The following is a 20,014-nucleotide window of genomic DNA, read 5'->3' as shown; positions in this document are numbered from 1 at the left end:
AGTTTTAAATTTTAGTGAACGAACTTACTTTGCCAGAGACATTGATCTTTTCAATATTGATATTACCATAAGCTATTTTAACAAAAGGCTTTCCACTCTTGAGTGAAACCGTTCCAAAACCAGTTTCCGTAGAAAGAAAAGAAGTGAAGTCTCCAATCTTTGAATCAATATATAACGTTTTGTCAACAGCATCATAGCGCACTCCTGTAAGCGCCTGCAGATAACCATAGCTTGATAATGCACGTGCATACCAGTGACCACATTCATATTCATTGAAAGGATTTCTTATGCGGCCATCGTAACGATTACGTGAGGCACGAACAATATCAATCCCTTCTTTTACATTGCCCATCAGCATTAAGTGAGACGCGACCTGGTGTTCAATGCCTGTCCATACTTCATCACTGTAAACGAATGGCAGAGAGAGTTTGCCGCCTTTGGGCCATGTACATAAAAGTAAACCACCTTCATCGCCTAATGCATACGCAGGACGTTGTGGGTTAGCGTGCTCGCTTAAATTTTCTTTTAAATTGTATTTGTGTACTGCTTTTAAATGACTTTTTATTTTCGTGTTATCGACAGGATCATTTAATCCACACATGCGTGCAATCCATGCGCCCAATACACCGTCAGATAAACATCCTTTTCCATACTGGTATTTTGGCCCTTCTTTTTGTAAAAGTTCTTTTGCTTCCTGCGAATACTCACCGCCAAAAGATTGTGCTGTGGTTGGATCTTTTGCATTCAATCCTTTAAACTGTATATCCTGTATAAAATATTCGCCATCATATAAGCCGGTCTCCATCATTTTCCTTCCACGCTCAGCAAGTGTTTTATACAGTGTTACATCTTTGTTCAGATGTGAACCCATTGCAATGATGGCTTCTAATGAACCGAGGTAAAAACTACAGTGCATTCCATCTGCACCCCAAAATTCAATGTCGTAAGTATTATGATGCGGCTCTTCTATAACGCCCTTTTGTCGCGGATCCCAGGTATTGATACAGTAATCCATACTTTTCTGTACCATGGGAAATATTTTTTTCAGCCATTCATTGTCACCACTGATACGCCATTCACGGTAAACCTTCATGATGCCACCTAACTGGCCATCTGCAGCAGCATGGAAATCATGCGTGGCAGGTTTTATAGGCAACACTGATCTGAAATTCTGGTGACCTTTTTCATCCTGGCTTTCGCAGAATTCGGTATCGCGTAAACTTCTTTCCAATGCGGGAAACAAATGCGATATAGCCTGCGCATAATTCCACACATGCGTGCAGGAGCCATGACAGCAACCCCATGAATCGCCACAGCCTTCCCAGTTCCACAGCCTTCCATCATATTGCCGCATCACTGTTGGAGATTTAAGAATAGTAAGATTTGCAGCAACTGCTTCTATTACTTCAGGTGGAAGAGTGCTTTTATAAAATGCATCTTTAAATAATGTTGATTTATTTTTTAGTTCATCATAGTTGTCATTCCAGTAAGCGCAAACTTCTTCTATATTTTTAAAACGATTACTGTACCATGGTTTGTAAAATTTTCCATCAAAGTCTTTATCATATTTATCCAGACCAATATCAGAAGGCGAATTACAACAACCCGATGCAGGGTCGCAATTTTCTTTACGTATGCCCATATTACCAAAAGTTAATTCAGAGTCTGGTGTGTACCACGCAAACATAAGCCTGATGGTCTTTTCAGCGCCTGGTAATAAAGTAAACGGAACATATAAGGATGCGCCGGGTGCATCTTTATCAACAGGCGCATTGTTTTTTATTGCTGCATTTTTTACGGCATTCCATGCCATGGTGATTGGGTCCCACCAGCCGCCACGAAACCAACAATGATCAACTATTGTATTGCGGTCATTTGTAAACACCGCAAAATCTGTTCGCAGTGGTTTTTCTTTTATGCCTTCTTCTGTAAGAATAAATCCATTTTGTATTGGTCTTACTTTGTTATTACCATTTTCAACCTGTACAAAATTTTTGGTGTTGAAAGAAAATATGGTATCAAGTTTTTGTGTGCCTGTATTTCTGAAACTGTATTCCATTGCGCCAACCGGCATACCTGAATTATCTTCCTCACCCGGAATAAAAGGACTCCATCCTGTAACCTGTACTTTTAAAGGAATATCGTTGTCTGTTAAATCAAGCATTGCAAACGGAAACCTTGCAAGAAATGATGCATGGTGAAAACGCGGTAAACCCGTAGTAGCACCGGTTGCGCCATTGCCAGCATCTTTTTGTCCAAACTTTTTCCAGTCGGGCACAGGGCCTTCAAGAATTTTTGCACCATTCTTTAACCCTTTTACACATATAGCAGCAAACATTCCCGGCTCATTAAAAACATCCGGTTGATTTTTGACAGACATATGCGAAACAGCGCCTGTTCCTTCCATACAAAACATACCTGCACCCAAACCACCAATAGGAAACGCTACACGATTTAGATTACTTCCTGTATATGCACTGTTATAGGCTCTTATGCCGGTATTATTTTCTGCTGGTTGTTGCCCATCAGTTTCTTCCTGAGTTGCTGTATTAACAGAAACTGCAGGGAGTATAGCAGCACTTACACCACCGATACTTATATTTTTTATAAAAGACCTGCGGCCTGATTTAGTACTCATATGCAAGCAATTTTATTTGATCAAACAATTTAAAACATTCTCTCTTTAATAAGTACAGGTATGCAGTAAGAATTTTTTATGAACCCAACTGCATCAATGCTATGATACTTCTGTTGCGTCGCACTCTTGTACTGAAGAAAGAAATGCACCAAGACAAAGAGGCAATTGGCAAAGAATAATCTATTTATTGTTCACTATTCGTTGCTCACTGTCCACTGATGTTTTGAACGTACAAGTGAGTGACACAACAGCAGATGCCATAAAATACCACTGCCTGAAACATAATAATTCTATTTCGCATTTATGAAATAAATACCTTAGCCTAAAACGAAAAAAAATAGCGTGTCAGACTTACAACACATCCTTGACCACCAGATCGTAGCCATTCTGCGTGGCATGCCACCAAAAGAAATTATTCCAATAGCCAAAGCATTATATAATGGAGGCATCCGTATTCTCGAAATAACTTTGAATTCACAGGATGCTCTCCCGGTTATTGAACAATTGAGTCATGCTTTTAAAGACAGGATGTTGATCGGTGCAGGAACAGTACTAAACACAACAGATGCGAACAATGCAATAGATGCAGGCGCAAAATTTCTTATATCTCCATCGCTTGATGTTGCTGTTATTAAAACTGCTAAGGATGCAGGCCTGGTAAGCATTCCCGGCGCATTTACTCCTACGGAAATATTGAGTGCGCACAATAATGGAGCAGACATTGTAAAAATATTTCCCTGTTTGGATGCTGCGTATATTAAAAATATTCTGGCGCCGTTGAATCATATACGGGTAATGCCAACAGGTGGTATTGATGCATCAAATATTAAAACATTTGCTGCAACAGGTGCTGTAGCTTTCGGTATTGGCAGTGCATTGGTAAATAGTAAAGTTGCAATAAATGAAACGTACCTGGCAGAACTTTCAGCAAAGGCCAGAAGGCTAATTGAAGCGTTAAAAGAATAAGTAGTAAAAAGCGAGTTTTTATTTAGACAATATCAATGGTCTTATTTTAAAACATGTCATCATGAAAAATATATTATTTATTGTATTGCTGTTTTTTGTTTTATGCTGCAGTTGCGGCACCAACGAAAGCAGGACAAATGAAGTAACACAAACTGTAAAAGACAGCGCTGTTGGCAAAGTAGATATCTACGATAATACTGTACTTGCCGCAATAGACAGCAATGCAAATATTGAAGTTATTGCAAAAGGTTTCACCTGGTCAGAAGGGCCGGTGTGGGTTGCTGATAAAAAAATGTTACTGTTTACTGATGTGCCGGAGAATAAAATTTATCAATGGAAAGAAGGTGATTCTGCTAAGTTGTACTTAACGCCGTCAGGTTATACAGGCTCTATAAAACGTATTGGCGGTGAAGATGGGGCTAACGGGCTTACCCTTGATAAAGATGGCCGTTTATTGCTTTGTCAATCAGGTAACAGGCAGGTGGTAAGATTAAATACGCCACTTGATGCGCCAAAGCCTGATTTTACTGTGCTTTCGGCAAATTATAAAGGAAAAAAATTTAATAGCCCGAATGATTTAGTAATGGATAATAAAGGCAATATTTATTTTACTGATCCTATCTACGGATTACCGCAAAAAGAAAATGATTCAACAAGAGAATTAAGTTTTGAAGGTGTATACAAAATAAGTGCAGATGGTAAAACAACATTGCTCATTGATTCGATACATAATCCTAATGGTATCGCATTGTCGTTGGATGAAAAAACTTTATATATTGCCAGCAGTGCTGCTATACATCCAAAATGGTTTGCTTACACGCTGGATGAAAAAGGAAATATAAAAGGTGGTAATGTATTATTAGACGCCACTGAAATGTTGGAAAAGGCTGCTGTAAAGCAAGGAGCGGATGGATTTAAGATAGATAAGTATGGAAATATATTTAGTGCCGGACCTGATGGTATAAATATTATTTCACCGCAGGGAAAATTATTGGGATTAATAAAAGTATATAAGCGCCGTGTTTCTAATTGCGCTTTTAATGAAACGAAAGATGTGTTGTTTATAACTGCAGATGACCTGGTACTAAAAGTAAAAATGCATTCTTAGTATAAGAACATACTTGTATATTAAGAGTAATCTTGCATATTAACTGCAGCAGCCGGTTGGTATACAGGCGAAGTGCCTGCGACGGAACGATGACGCTATGAAATGCTGTAGCCGGTATCAATAAAAGTTATTCAGTTATGGCCACACCTACAAATGAATCTGCAGTGCCATAATATAAAAACCATTTGTTTTTAAAGAACACCAGCGCTTCTGAAAAAGTAGTACCAGCCTGGTATTGACCCGTCATTTCATGTGGCAAAGTTGGTTTAATAAAACATGTATCCGAACGCTCAATCACTTTTTTTGGATCATTTGTATCAAACACAACCTGGCCAACAGAATAGGTTCCTTTGGGCAAGTTTGGATCTGCATTATCATCGGTTGCGTTCTTGCCGTTATAAAATAATACAATGCCTTTTGCAGTAATAATTGCAGGGGGGCCGCATTCCGTAAGATCGCTGTCAAACATTTTTGACCGTGTTCTTACCACTGCAAGCAATTCGCCATTATCATCCAGTAAAGGATTCCAGTCGTATAAATTTTCAGACCAGGCAAGGTTAATGATGTGTTCACCCCAATACATCCAATATTTGCCATCGATCTTTGCAGCAACAGCTTTGCCATTTATCATTTTTGTAATTATAGAGCCTGACTTGCTTGCATCATTTGCAAATTTTCCGTTGTATGCTTTTAAAAATGCAGGACCTTTTTTCTCCCAGTGAAATAGATCTTTTGAAAATGCAATACTCAATCGCGGTACTTTATAATTCCACGATGTATAAGCCACAACATACATACCACCTTCTGTTTGCACAAGCCGTGGATCTTCGCATCCACCGGGATAGTCATATTCTTTAAACGAATCATTTGCAGGATATAAAACAGGTTCGGGGAATTTTTTAAAATGAATGCCATCTTTACTTTCTGCAAGACCCAATCTCGATGTTCTTCCGCCCAAAGCCGCAGCAGGATTATCTTCGCAACGATACAATAAAAATACTTTACCATCTTTTACAATGGCTGCCGGGTTAAACACATCTGCTTTTTGCCACCTAACCATTTCTTTTTTTATAGGATCTGTAAATGTAAAAGAAGAGTCTGCTTTTACAATCGGATTTTCTTTTGGTTTATAAAAACCAGTTACATTTATTGATGAGGAAGATTGTGCAAAACAATTTACAGATAAAAAAAAGTAAGCTGCTGCAATCGTTATTTTATACATGATCTGTTGTTTTATTTTATTAACCGGGCATTACATTGCTATTCAACTTTCGTTGCGTCGCACACTTGTACTGAAGAAACAATAGTGAGCAAGTAATTTTTGTTGTCAATCATTAAAACCCTGATCTTAGATGCATCAAAAGATCATTGTGGAAAGATATATAATTTCACTTTATAGCAGGCAACACATTTAAATTTGTTACTGGTAAAATTATTTTGCAATACAGTACATCATAGTTACTGATGAGAAAATAGTAATTATGCTACAATGGTTTTATATGATTCTGATTTTTTATTCTGTTACTTATGTTTTATCAAGTACAAGTGTGCGACGCAACAACCGATCCCCAAAGAACAGAAGCCCGCTATCCAATTAATAATTTTGAAAATAATGATACATATGAAAAGATTGCTTTGCCTGATTTGCTTTACGGTAATAACTACTTATATACATGCGCAATTACGTGTAAGTGATAACAAGCATTACCTGGTAAAAAAAGATGGAACCCCTTTCTTTTGGTTAGGGGATACTGCATGGGAATTGTTTCATCGCCTTAACAGGGAAGATGCAACAGCATACTTGCAAAACCGTGCTGATAAAGGATTTACGGTGATACAGGCTGTTGCACTTGCCGAATTAGATGGATTGAATACACCCAACGCTTATAGCGATAAACCTTTAATTGACAATGATCCCACAAAGCCTAATGAAGCTTATTTCAAACATGTTGATTTTATTATCAAAGAAGCCAATAAAAGGGGATTGATCGTTGCGCTATTGCCCACCTGGGCAGATAAATGGTTTAAAGACAGGTGGGGAACAGGCCCGGAAATATTTACACCAGACAATGCAAAAATTTACGGTGCATGGATTGCAAAAAGATATACTAACGCTGATATTGTTTGGGTGCTTGGCGGTGATCGTATTCCGCAAAATGAAACACACAAAGCTATTATAAGAGCAATGGCAGAGGGAATAAAAAGTGCTGATAAAAATCATTTGCTTACTTATCACCCAAGTGGGGGTTCCGGTTCTTATGATTTTTTTGCAGATGATGCATGGATAGATCTTCATATGTCTCAGACAGGTCATAAGGTTGGCAATCCTGATTATAAAGCCAATATAAAAGCGTATACGTTGAAAAATATAAAACCACATGTAAATGCAGAACCAAACTATGAAGATCATCCCAACGACTGGAATCCCGGGGAGAAAGGATGGATGGATGATTTTGATACAAGGGAGGCCGCTTACTGGAACATGTTGTCAGGTGCGGCGGGTCATACTTATGGAGATCACAATATCTGGCAAATGTACACAGAGCAAAGAGTACCTATAAATAATGCAAGAACCAACTGGCACATCGCTATGGATTACAGAGGCGCTTATCAGGTAGGTTATATGCGTAAAATGTTTGAAAAACGTGACTGGCAAAAAATGGTAATGGATCAGTCAGCAATCGTTGGAGATAACCCGGAAGGGCTTGAGTATAAAATTGCGGCTGTATCATCAGACAAAGATTTTATGATGGTATATATTCCATATGGAAGAAAAACAGTGGTAAATACTTTAAAGTTAAGTGCATCAAAATTGCGGGGCTGGTGGTTTAACCCGAGAGACGGGTATACAATTTCATTGGGAGTATTTGATAATACCGGTAACAAAGAATTTACGCCTACATCTGTTGGCCGAGGAAGCGATTGGGTTTTGATTTTGGATGATGCTTTAAAAAATTATCCTGACCCCAATGCATATTAGTATATATATGCAGTTAGCTGAAACACGTTATGAAAGTACAAGAGTGCGACGCAACGAAAGCATGATGCTTTTATTGTAGCCTGGTTAAAAATAACCCTAAATTTATTTCTACTTTATTTTATAATTTTTATTTAATAGACTAACCTTCTATGGTATTATAATTTTTTCCAAATTTTGTACAAAATCCAATAGATGGAAAACTGCAGTATCTTCATAATAGAAGATAGTGGTTATTATACTCAAATGCTGGGGCATTCTTTGCCTCCGGGTTCATTTTTTATAATTAGTACGTTTTCCAACACAGAAAATCTTGCCGGTCAATTATCAAATAAGCCTGATATTTTTATTCTTGACTATTCATTATCTGTTTTAAACGCTGAAGAGCACTACATGAAGTTTTATGACGTATATGCCGAAGTGCCTGCAATCATTATTTGTAATAAAGAAAATGTATCAGCTTTAATAACATTGCCAAGGCATATACTCACATCGCATCTGATAAGCAATGATAGGTTGCAGTTTTTTTTGCTGAATGCTGTAAGAGAAATAAATGAATACCAGCGATTGCTGGAAGAAAGATCCTGCAGTTTGAATGTTGCCAACATGTTCAGGGGAAGCAGTGCTGCTGCCAGGAAAATTGTAACACTTACAGAAAAGGCTGCCCGTACAAATATTAATATATCTATAACCGGTGAAAGCGGTACCGGTAAAGAGTTTATAGCAAAGATTATTCACGGTAATTCAGACAGAAGAAACAGACCTTTTATTACGATTAATATGGCGGCTCTTACACCGGAATTATCAGCGCAGGAATTATTTGGTTATGAAAAAAGCACGTTTAACGGTAATATAGCAATAAAGCAGGGGAAATTAGAAGAAGCAAATGGCGGAACTATTTGCATTAAAGCTATCGCATCTATGGATATGCCACTTCAAAATAAATTACTACATGCATTACAGCAAAAGGAAATAACAAGAACAGGAGGGCATAATAAAATTAAACTGGATGTGCGACTTATAGTTACCAATCGTGTAAGCCTTGCATCCGAAATGGAGAGAGGTACTTTAAACGAAGATCTTTACTTATATATAATGGGCTTGCCCATTGAATTGCCTCTTCTTAGAGAGCGGGAACATGATATTCTATTATTGTCAGTATATTTTTTGGAAAAATTTTGTGAAGCGAATGCGATGGAGTCTATAAAATTTTCCGGCGATGCAAAAAATAAATTACTCAGTTATCATTACCCGGGGAATATCAATGAATTAAAAACTGTCGTAGAACGTGCAGCAGTTATGTGCAATGGCAGCGAAGTGATAAGCGATGATATTTTATTTAATGCACGAAAAGGAAGTTTGTCTTTCCAGGGAGAAGAAAGATCTTTAAGAGAATACAATATCCAGATCATTCGTCATTACCTGAAAATATATAATAACAATGTGCAACAGGTAGCTGATAAGTTAGATATTGGCAAATCCACTATTTATAAAATGATGCAGAATAAAGAAATATTGGTTTGATTTTTTGTGTTACCGGCTATAATGCAGGTGGCATCTGCGTTGCGTCGCACTCTTGTACTTTTTATAAAATATGCAGCAAGCAATAGGATAAATATTTTATTACAAATGTATCATGACAACCATGTATAAAAGTGAAAATGAAATGAGCACTGCGGTTTTGCAACTTGATACGGAGCAGATTGACAGGCTGTTTCCTGACTATTTGCTTATTGATAGCGCTATGTCCATCATTCAATGCAGCAGATCTGTTGCCGAACTTTGCAAAGATCTCAGCAATGTATTCCTGTTCGATGCTTTCTCAATTACCATTAATGAAACTGCCATAAATGATTTTGATAAGCTTGTAACTTATGTGACCAGTCCACTAATAATCTCAAATGAATTTATTTCCCTGAAAGGACATTTTGAGTATATAAATAAACCCGGAGAATTGTTATTCGTTGGGTCAATTTTACAACATGACGTAGTTGATTTTTCTCTCAATGGAAACAGGTCAGCACTTATAAACAATATTGATAAGATAGCTGATAATATTTGGGAGCATGATTTTAGAACGGGTATTACTAAATTTTCTAAAAAGCAGTCTGAACTTTTAGGTGCAGAAGCAACAGCAGATAATGTAAAACTCTGGTGGAACAGTATACATCCGGATGATAAGTTCCAACTTGAAGAAAATGATCAAAAATATAAAAGTGCGGTTCTTGATAAGCATGCACTTGAATACAGGCTTTTGTGCAAAGACGGATCTTTAAAATGGGTATTAGACAAAGGAGTGGTAGTAGAAAAGGAAAATAATGGTAAACCATTAAAGATAATCGGAACCCACACAGACATTACTTCTATAAAGCAGGCAGAGAGCGCACTACGTGAAAGTGAGCTAAGATTTCGTTCCTTATCGGAAAACCTTAATGATGGAATTATCGTAGAAGATGAGGATCGCCGTATTGTTCTCACAAATCAGAAGTTCTGTGATATGTTCGATATCATTTTTCAGCCAAAAGCGTTAAGCGACTCTTCTTGCAAAGATGCTATGCGTCATTGTAGCAAATTGATCAAAAGTCCTGTAAACTTCGAAGAACTTAGCGAAGGGTTTATAAGCAGTCAAAAGAAAATATCTTCGATTATTCTGGAACTTAATAATGGTAAGATATATGAAATGGATTGTGCCCCTGTTCTCATTGATGGGCAGTATAAAGGCCATTTATGGAAATATGCGGATGTGACTGACCGCATTTACGCAGATAATAAATTAGAAGCGCAAAAGAAATTTTACGAAGATGTATTAAATGGAATACCTGCCGATATTGCTGTGCTGAATGAACGCCGGGAATATTTATACGTAAACCCTTATGCTGTTAAAGATGAAGCATTGCGCAAATGGCTTATTGGTAAGAATGATGAAGCTTTCTGTAATTACAGAAACAAGCCCTTACAAATAGCAGAGAAAAGGAAGCAGTTATTTGAGGAGGTGATTGCATCGGGAAAGCAATTGGAATGGGAAGAAAAGAATCTTACAAAAGATGGGCAGCCACTTCACTACCTGCGAAAACTATTTCCTGTTATTAATAGTGATGGTAATGTGAAGTTCATGATCGGGTATGGTATCGATATCACGGAGCGTAAAAAATTTGAAGATGAATTAAGTCTTAGTGAAAAACGTTATCGTGATCTTTTTAATTATAGCCAGGCACTTATTTGTACACATGACATGAGTGGGAAGATATTAACTATAAATCCGGCTACCTGCAAGCTTTTGGGCTATGATCAGGACGAAATGATTGGCAAAAAGATTTATGATTTTATACCTGCAGATGACCGTGCCTTATTTAAAGAAAAATATCTTGATGCATTTGCGCATAATGATAACGTTAAAGGAGTTTTTTGTGTAGTAAGCAAAGCTGCTAAAAAGAACTACCTTCTATACCAGAATTATAAAGTGGAAGAACCAGGCAAGGAGCCCTATATCATTGGCTTTTCCCAGGATATTACAGAAAGGAAAAAGATAGAAGAAGTAATACGCAGTGGTGAAGAAAAATACCGCAGTATCATTGAGAATATGAACCTTGGTATGGTAGAACTTGATAATGAATCAAAGATCATGTTCGCTAACGAGAATCTCTGTCGCATGAGTGGTTATGAAATGAATGAACTGCTCGGAAAAAAATTATACAATGTTTTTTCAGCAGGTGAAAGCCGGCATTTTATAAAGCAGAAAATGTATCTCAAGAAAGAAGGTGTTTCTGAAGTATATGAATTTGTCACAACTAATAAGATTGGGGAAACACGTTGGTGGCTGGTAAGTGGCTCACCTTTGCATAGCCATACAGGTGAGGCTAAAGGATCGTTGTTAATATGCCTTGACATTACCCGGCAAAAAATATTGGAACAGGAGCTTCGCCAGGCAAAGCAACATGCAGAACGATCTGCCAGCGCAAAGGAATTGTTCCTTGCAAATATGAGCCATGAGATCAGGACACCAATGAATGCAATCCTTGGCATGGGTAAGCAACTGGAGAGAACAGTAATGGATGGTCAGCAGCAATTTTATCTAAATGCTATTAACGGTGCAGCTTCAAATCTGTTGGTTATTATCAACGATATTCTTGATTTTTCAAAAATTGAGGCAGGCAAAATGACATTGGATAATGTTGGCTTCGAGCTCGAAACCGTTGCTAACAAAGCATTGCAGGTGGTTATTCATAAAGCCGAAGAAAAAGGATTGGCATTGTCTTCTAATATTGATCCCAATATTGCACCTGTGCTGATTGGTGACCCTTATCGCATTAACCAGGTGCTTATTAACCTGCTTGGTAATTCAGTTAAATTCACGGAAAAAGGAAGCGTAAGCATTCATTGCAAAGTGGCAGAAGATAATGAACACAGCCAGTTAATACATTTAGAAGTAGTTGATTCTGGTATCGGCATGAGTGATGAATTCCAAAAGTCACTCTTTGATAAATTTTTACAGGAAGATGATAAGAACGGGAAAAAATATAGCGGAACAGGTCTTGGCATGAGTATCGTAAAAGAGCTTGTTGAATTAATGAATGGCACTATTAAAGTAGATAGTAAAAAAAATATAGGTACTGTTATCGGCATTAATATTCCTTTTGCAAAAGGAAATAAAAATGACCTTCCAAAAAAAGAAGAGAAAAAAGCCAGTTCAAATATTCTTTTCAATAAACGTATACTGCTTGTAGAAGACAATGAGATGAACCGTATGCTTGCCACAATTGTGCTCAATCAATACAGCGCAATAGTTGATGAGGCAATAAACGGCGAAGAAGCCATTGCCGCTATGCGCACTAATGACTACGACATCATATTGATGGATATGCGCATGCCAGTAATGGATGGGCTTGAAGCAACACAGATCATCAGGAAGGAATTGTCACCATCCATCCCCATTATAGCGCTTACTGCAAATGCGGTCATGGGGGAAAAACAAAAATGTCTTGAAGTCGGTATGAATGATTTTCTCATAAAGCCTTTCGAAGAAGAAGAATTGGTGCAGATACTTGCCAAATGGCTTGGTATCAAAAATGTTTTCAGTAATAAAGATGAAAACAGAAAACACGAAAGCAATCCAGTACTTTTTAGCATTGAAAATTTAAAAAATATCAGTCGTGGCAATAAAGAATTTATTACCAAAATGCTGAACATATTTGTAAAAGAGATCGGTCTTGCATTGCAGGAAATAAGGGCTGGGGAGCAGAACAATAATATAGAAAAGATCCGGTCCACAGCGCATCGTATCAAACCATCATTAAGCAATATGGCGGTAGATTCTATAAGAGATGAAATTTTGCAACTCGAAGTGTTTGACCTTTCAGGTAAAGAACTTGTTCAATTCCCTGAGATTATTAATAAAGTAGAACATGTGTTAACTACTATAATCGAACAGGTAAATAATTTAATAGCAAGCGGAGAATATTAGCATACAATAGTGGCTAAAACATTACGTTATTATTACGGAAGAATGGAGGCTTATATAATTAATGTTTTAAAGAAATTCATTCTGATAATTGTTAAAGAGGTTTTGGTAGTCGGCTGCATTACAACTATTAGGCTTTCGTTGCGTCGCACACTTGTACGGCCGTACTTATATCGGCACATGAAATAATAGTTTAGCACAGCTAGTCATATAAAATATTTGAGTATAATTTAAAATCCTTAATAAATCCAATATCATGCATGTAATACCAGGAAACCTGCCTGCGGTAGTTGTTATTGAAGATGATCTTTATATGCAGGGAATCCTTTCACAATGTTTAAGCGAAAATTTTTCTCCGGTACTTTTTGATAACGGTATGGATGCGTTTGCATACCTGCAGGAAGGCAATATCCCCGACATTATCATATCAGACCTTAATACACCATTACTAAACGGCATTCAATTCCTGGAGCAGGTAAGAAGCAGCGGATTTTTCGGTTCAATTCCAGTAATTATTTTATCAGGTGTAGAAAATACGGATACAAAGATCAAATGCCTTGAAGCAGGCGCAGATGATTTTATTGTAAAACCCTTCAATCCAAGAGAACTTGCAGCAAGATTGAAGATGATTTTAAAAAGGGCCGGTAAGCTTACTGTAAATTAATTTGTGAAAATGGAAAGCAACGAAATGCTTCAGCAGAAAATGGCGGTAATAGCATTGGTAGCAGCAGACGAAGCGCTTCTCAATGCAGTAAAAGAAATTAGTATAGATAAATATACCATTATGCATTTTGATAATGGTATTGATCTTAGTACAAAATGGAATAAACTCAAACTTAATATTGTTGCCATCATTTCAAGATCCGAAATAATCGGTACTTCAGGTATTTCTATGCTGCAGGCTTTGCAAAGCAAAAAGTTACCCGATGTGCCCTTTTTTATTCTTACGGATAATATTAATGAAAACCTGAAAAGCATTGCATTAAAGGCTGGTGTGGCAGATGTCTTTTTTAAAAAAACTTCAGCACAATCAGTAGCATTAAGGGTTCATTTTTTAATTAGTAACTGGACTATTCTTAAAAAAGCATCCGGGGCAAATGTAAAGACTGCATTCAAATTGCCCCTTATAAAAAGAATATTTGATATTGTATTTTCTGCATTTGCCTTATTGATTCTTTCGCCATTTCTTCTTTTAATAATTATTGCTGTAAAATTTGAATCAAAAGGCCCTGTATTTTATTATTCTTTACGTGTAGGTACAGGATATCGCATTTTTAAATTTTTCAAGTTCAGGTCTATGTACGTTAACGCAGATCAGCGTTTAAAAGACCTGAAACATCTTAACCAGTATGTTACAGCTAAAGAGGAAGCAGTAGCAGAAGTTGTATCTGTATTGTGTGATGATTGTACACGTATGGGAATAAAATGCCAGATGTCTTTATATGCAGACAATCATTCCTGGTGCGAAAAGCAATATTCAATATCAAAGAAAGCAGCTGCTGGTTCTGCATTTATAAAAATAAAAGATGATCCGCGCATTACTAAGGTTGGAAAATTCTTGCGTAACACAAGTATTGATGAATTACCGCAATTGGTAAATGTTTTAATAGGAGATATGAGTATTGTAGGTAACAGGCCTTTGCCGTTATATGAAGCAGAAAAATTAACTACAGATAAATACGCTCAGCGTTTTATTGCGCCTGCAGGCATCACCGGTTTGTGGCAGGTAGAAAAACGCGGAAAAGGAGGAGATATGTCTGAAGAGGAAAGGTTAATGCTGGATAATACTTATGCAGAGAGTCATAGTTTCCTAAATGATTTCCGTCTTATTTTCAGAACTATACCGGCATTATTTCAGAAAGAAAATGTTTAAAGATTTGTAACTGCACTTTGTTGAGATGTATACAAATGTACAAGAGTGCGACGCAACAAATGCTTAATGCATGTATTGTAGCCCGGTTCATAAAAATCTTAGATAATTTGTCCCTGTGAAAATTTATTTTTTTCCTGCACAACTTTTATCCACTCACCAATTTCATGATCGTATGTTTTGATAACTTTTGCAGGGTTGCCAACAGCTACTGAATAAGGAGGAATATCTTTTGTAACAACAGAACCGGCAGCTATCACACTATGTTTGCCAATGGTTACACCTGCTGTTACCACTGCGTTTGCACCGATCCAGCAATCATCTTCAATGGTAATCTGGGCAGTAGTAACAGGTTGGGCATGGATGGGTTTCGTTACATCTTTATACTCATGATTGAGGCCACTCATTACTATGTTTTGGGCAAGTATAACATTGTTGCCGATAACTGCCGGGCCAATAACAACATTTCCCATACCAATTAACGTGTTATATCCAATAATTACATGGCCTACGCCGTTATTAACAGTAGAAAAATTTTCGATCGTTGAATGATGCCCCAGTTCGAATTTGTTGAAAGGAAGGAGATCCATACGCGTATAGCTTCTTACTTTAGAACCTTTACCATAAGTATGGAACCAGCGATTTAAAAAAAGTTTTACCCATAAACGCGGTTTTGCTTCACCTTTTGGAATGATAAGACGGTGAACGATTTTTTTAAGTTTTGGATCACTCTTTATTTTTTCTGCAAAGGACATTGGCTAATAAAAATATTATTTCTGAATTTTTGTTTTATAAACGTATATATAGAAATTAAGTTATAGCACAGCACAATTAAATTCTTTTATAAGGTTGAGATCGGTGTCTGTGTTTTAATTTTGTAGTTATCATTATCAATAGTTTACGAGGCTTTTGATAAGTAAAAATCGGATCACTCCAATGTCAAAGAAAACCGGGTTCATTATCCCATTTGCTATGCTGTTGCTGCATTTCTCCTCCGCGGCGCAGGAATCCATGTTACAGGATGTTTCTTACACTTATCTGCAGCAATTGATAGATACAGCAAAGAAATATTACCCGAAGATGAAAGTGTATGACAAGCGTATAGAAAACGCCGCTACTGATGTAAAAAAAGCAAAGCTTGGCTGGTTTGATGTAGCAAATTTTTCTTTATTATATAGCCCCAATAATTCTACCACACTTGTAAATCCCTCCTTTTTAAATGGATACCAGGTTGGCTTATTTGTAAATGTAGGTTCTGTGTTACAGAAACCTTCTGTTATAAAACACGCCAAAGGTGATCTTGAAATAACTAAAGCAGAGAAAGAAGAATACGAAGTAAATATACAGGCATTGGTAACGCAGCGTTATTTTTTATACGTGCAGGCAAAGAGCCTGTTGCGCGTTAAAACGCAGGCTGTACTTGATATAGAGGGTACCATGGAACAAATGAAATACAAATTTGAAAAGGGGGAAGAAACATTAGAAAGTTATAATAAGTATATGGTTTCTTATGATGACCGTGTGCAGGCTAAGATAGAATCAGAAGCATCCTTGTTGATAGCAAAATCTAATCTTGAAGAATTAGTTGGTCTAAAATTGGAACAAATAAAATGATCGATTTCGCAGCATTTATAAAGCTTTTATTTAAAAGAAAATTTATACTCATCGGCATTCCTTTGACTGCCGTGATCATAACTTATTTCCTGGTGCGTAACATGCCTGATGTGTATGTTTCAAAAGCAAGAATTGCAACAGGTATTGTTGATAATTCTGCCAACTTGCTTGATAAAAACACTAAGCAGGAATCTGAAATAAACCTGGAGTTCAATAATCTTATACAGCAGATGCAACTGAAAAGGATGATTGACCAGGTCTCTTACCGGTTAATAATGCATGATCTTACGGATAATGAACCTTTCAGAAGTGAAAGCAAGCTCCTAAAACAATTAAATGGGGATGCAAAAAAACATGCTATCGCTGTTTATACTGAAAAATATAAAACCAAGACTGAACTTTCTTTGTATAACCCTGATCAGAACGGCTTGAATGAGGTGATCAAATCTATGAGTTATGATGAGTTGTCATTAAAAACAAAGCTAAGTTTATACAGGGTTAGTAACAGTGATTACATTGATATACAATTTGAATCTGAAAACCCCAAACTATCTGCCTTTATAGTTAATACACTTACAAAAGAATTTATTGAGTACAATGATTCGCTTTTGCAGAACGGGCAGGACAATACGGTTAATTTTCTTGAGAAGTTATTGAAAGAAAAGTATGCAGCTATGAATAATAAAATAGCTGAACTAAAAGCTTATAAGATTCAAAACCATGTTTTGAATCTTAATGAAATGGCTAAAAGCCTGTATGGGCAAATAGCTGACTTCGAGACCAGAAAGCAAACTGCGGAAAAAGAAATTGTTTCTTATGGTGCTGCGTTGGAAAATATTGATAATAAGTTTAAACCGGAGGACAGAAAATATCTTGAATCAACACTTACCAATATAAACAGTGAAATTATTGCCGATAAAGATCAATTACGTAAGCTAAATGAAAGCTATGTCAGCAGCAACTTTGACCCTGCTATAAAGTCAAGCATTGATTCTGTAAGAGCGCACATGACCTCAAAAATTAATCAATCGTCTGACAAGTATATTTTCAACCCGCTTTCTGCAAAGCAGGATCTTGTTACAGAAAAGCTTTCTATGGAAGTATCGCGTGACCTGGCAAAGAACAGTGTTGCTTCATTAGATAACGAACTGGTCAGACTTAACCAGAAATTTGACAAACTGGTTCCGCATGAAGCTGTGATACAGGCATACGAAAATGATATTGATGTAGCCAGCAGGGAATACCTGGAAATATTACAGAAATATAATCAAACAAGTCTTGAAACAAATTTTTCTGTAAGACTGAAGCAAATAGAAGCCGGGATGCCTGGCTCTGCCCAGCCTTCAAAAAAAATGTTGTTGGTTATTCTTTCAGGCATTATAAGCTTTGTGTTCTGCGTTGTTGCAATGTTTGTTCTTTTTTATCTCGATGATGCTATCAGAGAGCCTAAAGATCTTGCAAACAAAACAAAAAAACCGGTACTTGGTTACCTGAATTTATTGAGTGGCTCCATGCTTGATCTTAAACAGGTTTGGCAAACACAATCTGCAGATGAAAACCTGGTAAGATTCAAAGACCTTTTGCGCTCTGTAAGATTTGAATTGCAAAAGGAGATGGGCACTGAAAAGATACTTGCAATAACAAGTATGAAAGAAGGAGAAGGTAAAACCTTTTTCTCTATCAGCCTTGCTTATGCATGTGCCATGGCTAATAAAAAAGTATTACTTATTGATGGCAACTTTAATAATAATGCCATTAGCCAGACTGTAAAGCCGGATCATTTCCTGGAAGATATTTTCAACCCTGCACATACCAGCGACACTCAATTTGCGAGCCAGGGTACAATAAATGTAGTTGCAAACAGGGGCAATGATATCTCATTACTGGAAGTTGCAGATGAGGTGAACATAAAACAAAAATTAATGCAAATTAAACAACAGTTCGACCTGGTAATTATTGAAACTTCCTCGCTTAATACTCTCAATAAAGCCAAAGAGTGGATGATGTTTGCAGATAAGACGATCGCAATTTTTGCGGCCGGACAGAATATTGATGAAACAAAACAACAACATATCAATTACCTGTCGGGGCTTAATAATAAGTTCATAGGATGGATATTGAATAAGGTTTCAACCGGGAAGGGCAGGAGAAAAAAATAACTTGTAAAATAATTTACGATGTACGTAAACATTTTTTATTATTTGTGGATACTGTTGCAGGTGATCATTGGTTACAATCTTATACTCCCTGTATTGCTTTTTTGTTTTTATAAGATAAAAGGTGGTAAAACAAGATCGTTACTTAAGCATCCTGTTTCAGCGGAAGATGGCGATTATGGAATTATCGTTACTGCTTATGAGCACACGCAAACATTGCCTGCTGTAGTAGATTCTTTGCTGCGATTGAATTACAGCCGGTATCTTATTTATATTGTTGCAGATAAGTGTGACGTTAGTCAACTGCATTTTACAGATAAACGTGTTATTGTATTAAGACCAAAAGAAACATTGGGCAGTAATACAAGATCTCATTTTTATGCGATTGAACGATTTGAAAGAAATCATGACAGGCTTACCATTATTGACAGTGATAACCTGGTAGACCCAGAGTATCTCAATGAATTGAATGAATATTTTAATCTTGGTTATGTAGCCGTGCAAGGTGTAAGAAAAGCAAAAAATCTTGATACAGTTTATGCATGTTTAGATGCAGCACGTGATATGTATTATCACTTTTATGATGGTGAGGTTTTGTTTGGCGCTGGCTCTTCTGCAACACTTTCGGGTTCCGGCATGGCATTTACTGTACAAATTTATAAAAATTGCCTGGCACATCTTGACATTACAGGCGCAGGCTTTGATAAAGTGTTGCAATACCAGTTACTCAACAGCAATAACAGAATTTCATTTGCAAAAGATGCTGTAGTGTATGACGAGAAGACATCAAAGTCTGACCAACTGGTAAAGCAAAGAGCCCGTTGGATAAATACATGGTTCAGGTATTTTACATTTGGTTTTAAGCTAACTGGTAAAGGCATTCGTAATCTTAACTGGAACCAACTGCTGTTTGGATTTATTTTATTAAGGCCACCACTGTTTATTTTCATTATTCTTTCTGCCATTTTTATAGTACTGAATATTTTCATACAACCTGTGGTTGCATTAATATGGTTCATTGCTTTTATAATATTTATCGCAGGTTTTGTTATAGGTATTGCGCAATCAAAACCAGATAAACGTGTGTATAGATCGCTTGTAAGAATCCCTTTATTTATGTTCTACCAGGTATTGTCGTTGTTGAAAGTGAGAAGGGCAAATGCTTTCTCTGTAGCAACACAACATTATCATGAGCATACGATAGAGGAGTTAAGATCTTAACAAGAA

The 20,014-nt window shown here is 36.8% G+C and carries 12 protein-coding genes and 1 pseudogene; 10 read left to right on the top strand and 3 right to left on the bottom strand.

From position 1 onward, the window contains the following. Nucleotides 1-4: 4 nt before the first annotated feature. The gene (locus FRZ67_RS04810) at nucleotides 5-2,638 is read right to left on the bottom strand and encodes a GH116 family glycosyl hydrolase (RefSeq protein WP_147188452.1); all 2,634 of its coding nucleotides are present in this window, start codon (nucleotides 2,636-2,638) and stop codon (nucleotides 5-7) included. 342 nt (nucleotides 2,639-2,980) lie between these two features. Here FRZ67_RS04810 and FRZ67_RS04805 point away from each other — a divergent pair, with 342 nt between their 5' ends. Both FRZ67_RS04805 and FRZ67_RS04800 read left to right on the top strand, forming a co-directional pair. Beyond that, nucleotides 2,981-3,604: a bifunctional 4-hydroxy-2-oxoglutarate aldolase/2-dehydro-3-deoxy-phosphogluconate aldolase gene (locus FRZ67_RS04805; RefSeq protein WP_147188451.1), complete on the top strand. Its 624-nt coding sequence runs from the start codon at nucleotides 2,981-2,983 to the stop codon at nucleotides 3,602-3,604. Between the two features lie 61 nt (nucleotides 3,605-3,665). Further along, nucleotides 3,666-4,712, top strand: coding sequence for an SMP-30/gluconolactonase/LRE family protein (locus tag FRZ67_RS04800; protein ID WP_147188450.1), 1,047 nt, complete (start codon nucleotides 3,666-3,668; stop codon nucleotides 4,710-4,712). A gap of 127 nt (nucleotides 4,713-4,839) precedes the next feature. Here the strand turns inward: FRZ67_RS04800 and FRZ67_RS04795 are convergent, their stop codons facing one another. Beyond that, entirely contained in the window at nucleotides 4,840-5,934 is a 1,095-nt protein-coding gene (locus FRZ67_RS04795) for a glycoside hydrolase family 130 protein (RefSeq protein ID WP_147188449.1), read from the bottom strand. Nucleotides 5,935-6,333: 399 nt separating this feature from the next. Between FRZ67_RS04795 and FRZ67_RS04790 the strand changes: the two genes are divergently transcribed. The 5 genes and pseudogenes from FRZ67_RS04790 to FRZ67_RS04770 all read left to right on the top strand — a co-directional run bounded on the left by FRZ67_RS04790 (nucleotide 6,334) and on the right by FRZ67_RS04770 (nucleotide 15,020). After that, the gene (locus FRZ67_RS04790; RefSeq protein WP_147188448.1) at nucleotides 6,334-7,692 is read left to right on the top strand and encodes a glycoside hydrolase family 140 protein; all 1,359 of its coding nucleotides are present in this window, start codon (nucleotides 6,334-6,336) and stop codon (nucleotides 7,690-7,692) included. Between the two features lie 192 nt (nucleotides 7,693-7,884). Next, a complete protein-coding gene (locus FRZ67_RS04785; RefSeq protein WP_147188447.1) occupies nucleotides 7,885-9,213 on the top strand; it encodes a sigma-54-dependent transcriptional regulator in 1,329 nt (442 codons plus the stop codon). Between the two features lie 112 nt (nucleotides 9,214-9,325). Next, a complete protein-coding gene (locus FRZ67_RS04780; RefSeq protein ID WP_147188446.1) occupies nucleotides 9,326-13,150 on the top strand; it encodes a PAS domain S-box protein in 3,825 nt (1,274 codons plus the stop codon). Nucleotides 13,151-13,403: 253 nt separating this feature from the next. Continuing rightward, nucleotides 13,404-13,787: pseudogene (locus FRZ67_RS04775) on the top strand (response regulator transcription factor); the annotation flags it as partial. A 33-nt stretch (nucleotides 13,788-13,820) separates the two neighbouring features. Continuing rightward, nucleotides 13,821-15,020 (top strand): sugar transferase, encoded by a 1,200-nt coding sequence (locus FRZ67_RS04770; protein ID WP_147188444.1) that lies wholly within the window; start codon nucleotides 13,821-13,823, stop codon nucleotides 15,018-15,020. Nucleotides 15,021-15,118: 98 nt separating this feature from the next. Here the strand turns inward: FRZ67_RS04770 and FRZ67_RS23855 are convergent, their stop codons facing one another. After that, nucleotides 15,119-15,772 (bottom strand): acyltransferase, encoded by a 654-nt coding sequence (locus FRZ67_RS23855; protein ID WP_147188443.1) that lies wholly within the window; start codon nucleotides 15,770-15,772, stop codon nucleotides 15,119-15,121. Between the two features lie 181 nt (nucleotides 15,773-15,953). Here FRZ67_RS23855 and FRZ67_RS04760 point away from each other — a divergent pair, with 181 nt between their 5' ends. From FRZ67_RS04760 to FRZ67_RS04750, 3 genes are read left to right on the top strand one after another with little or no spacing between them, the layout of a single operon-like run. Next, complete coding sequence (locus FRZ67_RS04760; RefSeq protein WP_147188442.1) at nucleotides 15,954-16,631, top strand: TolC family protein; 678 nt, start codon at nucleotides 15,954-15,956, stop codon at nucleotides 16,629-16,631. After that, complete coding sequence (locus tag FRZ67_RS04755) at nucleotides 16,628-18,790, top strand: exopolysaccharide transport family protein (protein ID WP_147188441.1); 2,163 nt, start codon at nucleotides 16,628-16,630, stop codon at nucleotides 18,788-18,790. The genes FRZ67_RS04760 and FRZ67_RS04755 overlap by 4 nt, the downstream gene beginning before the upstream one ends. 18 nt (nucleotides 18,791-18,808) lie before the next feature. Then, nucleotides 18,809-20,008 carry a glycosyltransferase gene (locus tag FRZ67_RS04750; RefSeq protein WP_147188440.1) on the top strand — a complete coding sequence of 400 codons (1,200 nt, stop codon included), beginning with the start codon at nucleotides 18,809-18,811 and terminating at the stop codon, nucleotides 20,006-20,008. Nucleotides 20,009-20,014: the final 6 nt, after the last annotated feature.

It is taken from the genome of Panacibacter ginsenosidivorans, assembly GCF_007971225.1.
Classification (GTDB): domain Bacteria; phylum Bacteroidota; class Bacteroidia; order Chitinophagales; family Chitinophagaceae; genus Panacibacter; species Panacibacter ginsenosidivorans.
Note: the sequence above shows the minus strand (reverse complement) of the source record. Positions and strands in the feature narration are given on the sequence as shown.

Coding starts and splice junctions, on each gene's coding strand:
- FRZ67_RS04790 (WP_147188448.1), top strand. CDS start 6,334: ATGAAAAGATTGCTTTGCCTGATTTGCTTTACGGTAATAACTACTTAT.
- FRZ67_RS04760 (WP_147188442.1), top strand. CDS start 15,954: ATGTCAAAGAAAACCGGGTTCATTATCCCATTTGCTATGCTGTTGCTG.
- FRZ67_RS04780 (WP_147188446.1), top strand. CDS start 9,326: ATGACAACCATGTATAAAAGTGAAAATGAAATGAGCACTGCGGTTTTG.
- FRZ67_RS04750 (WP_147188440.1), top strand. CDS start 18,809: ATGTACGTAAACATTTTTTATTATTTGTGGATACTGTTGCAGGTGATC.
- FRZ67_RS04810 (WP_147188452.1), bottom strand. CDS start 2,638: ATGAGTACTAAATCAGGCCGCAGGTCTTTTATAAAAAATATAAGTATC.
- FRZ67_RS04770 (WP_147188444.1), top strand. CDS start 13,821: ATGGAAAGCAACGAAATGCTTCAGCAGAAAATGGCGGTAATAGCATTG.
- FRZ67_RS04800 (WP_147188450.1), top strand. CDS start 3,666: ATGAAAAATATATTATTTATTGTATTGCTGTTTTTTGTTTTATGCTGC.
- FRZ67_RS23855 (WP_147188443.1), bottom strand. CDS start 15,772: ATGTCCTTTGCAGAAAAAATAAAGAGTGATCCAAAACTTAAAAAAATC.
- FRZ67_RS04755 (WP_147188441.1), top strand. CDS start 16,628: ATGATCGATTTCGCAGCATTTATAAAGCTTTTATTTAAAAGAAAATTT.
- FRZ67_RS04785 (WP_147188447.1), top strand. CDS start 7,885: ATGGAAAACTGCAGTATCTTCATAATAGAAGATAGTGGTTATTATACT.
- FRZ67_RS04795 (WP_147188449.1), bottom strand. CDS start 5,934: ATGTATAAAATAACGATTGCAGCAGCTTACTTTTTTTTATCTGTAAAT.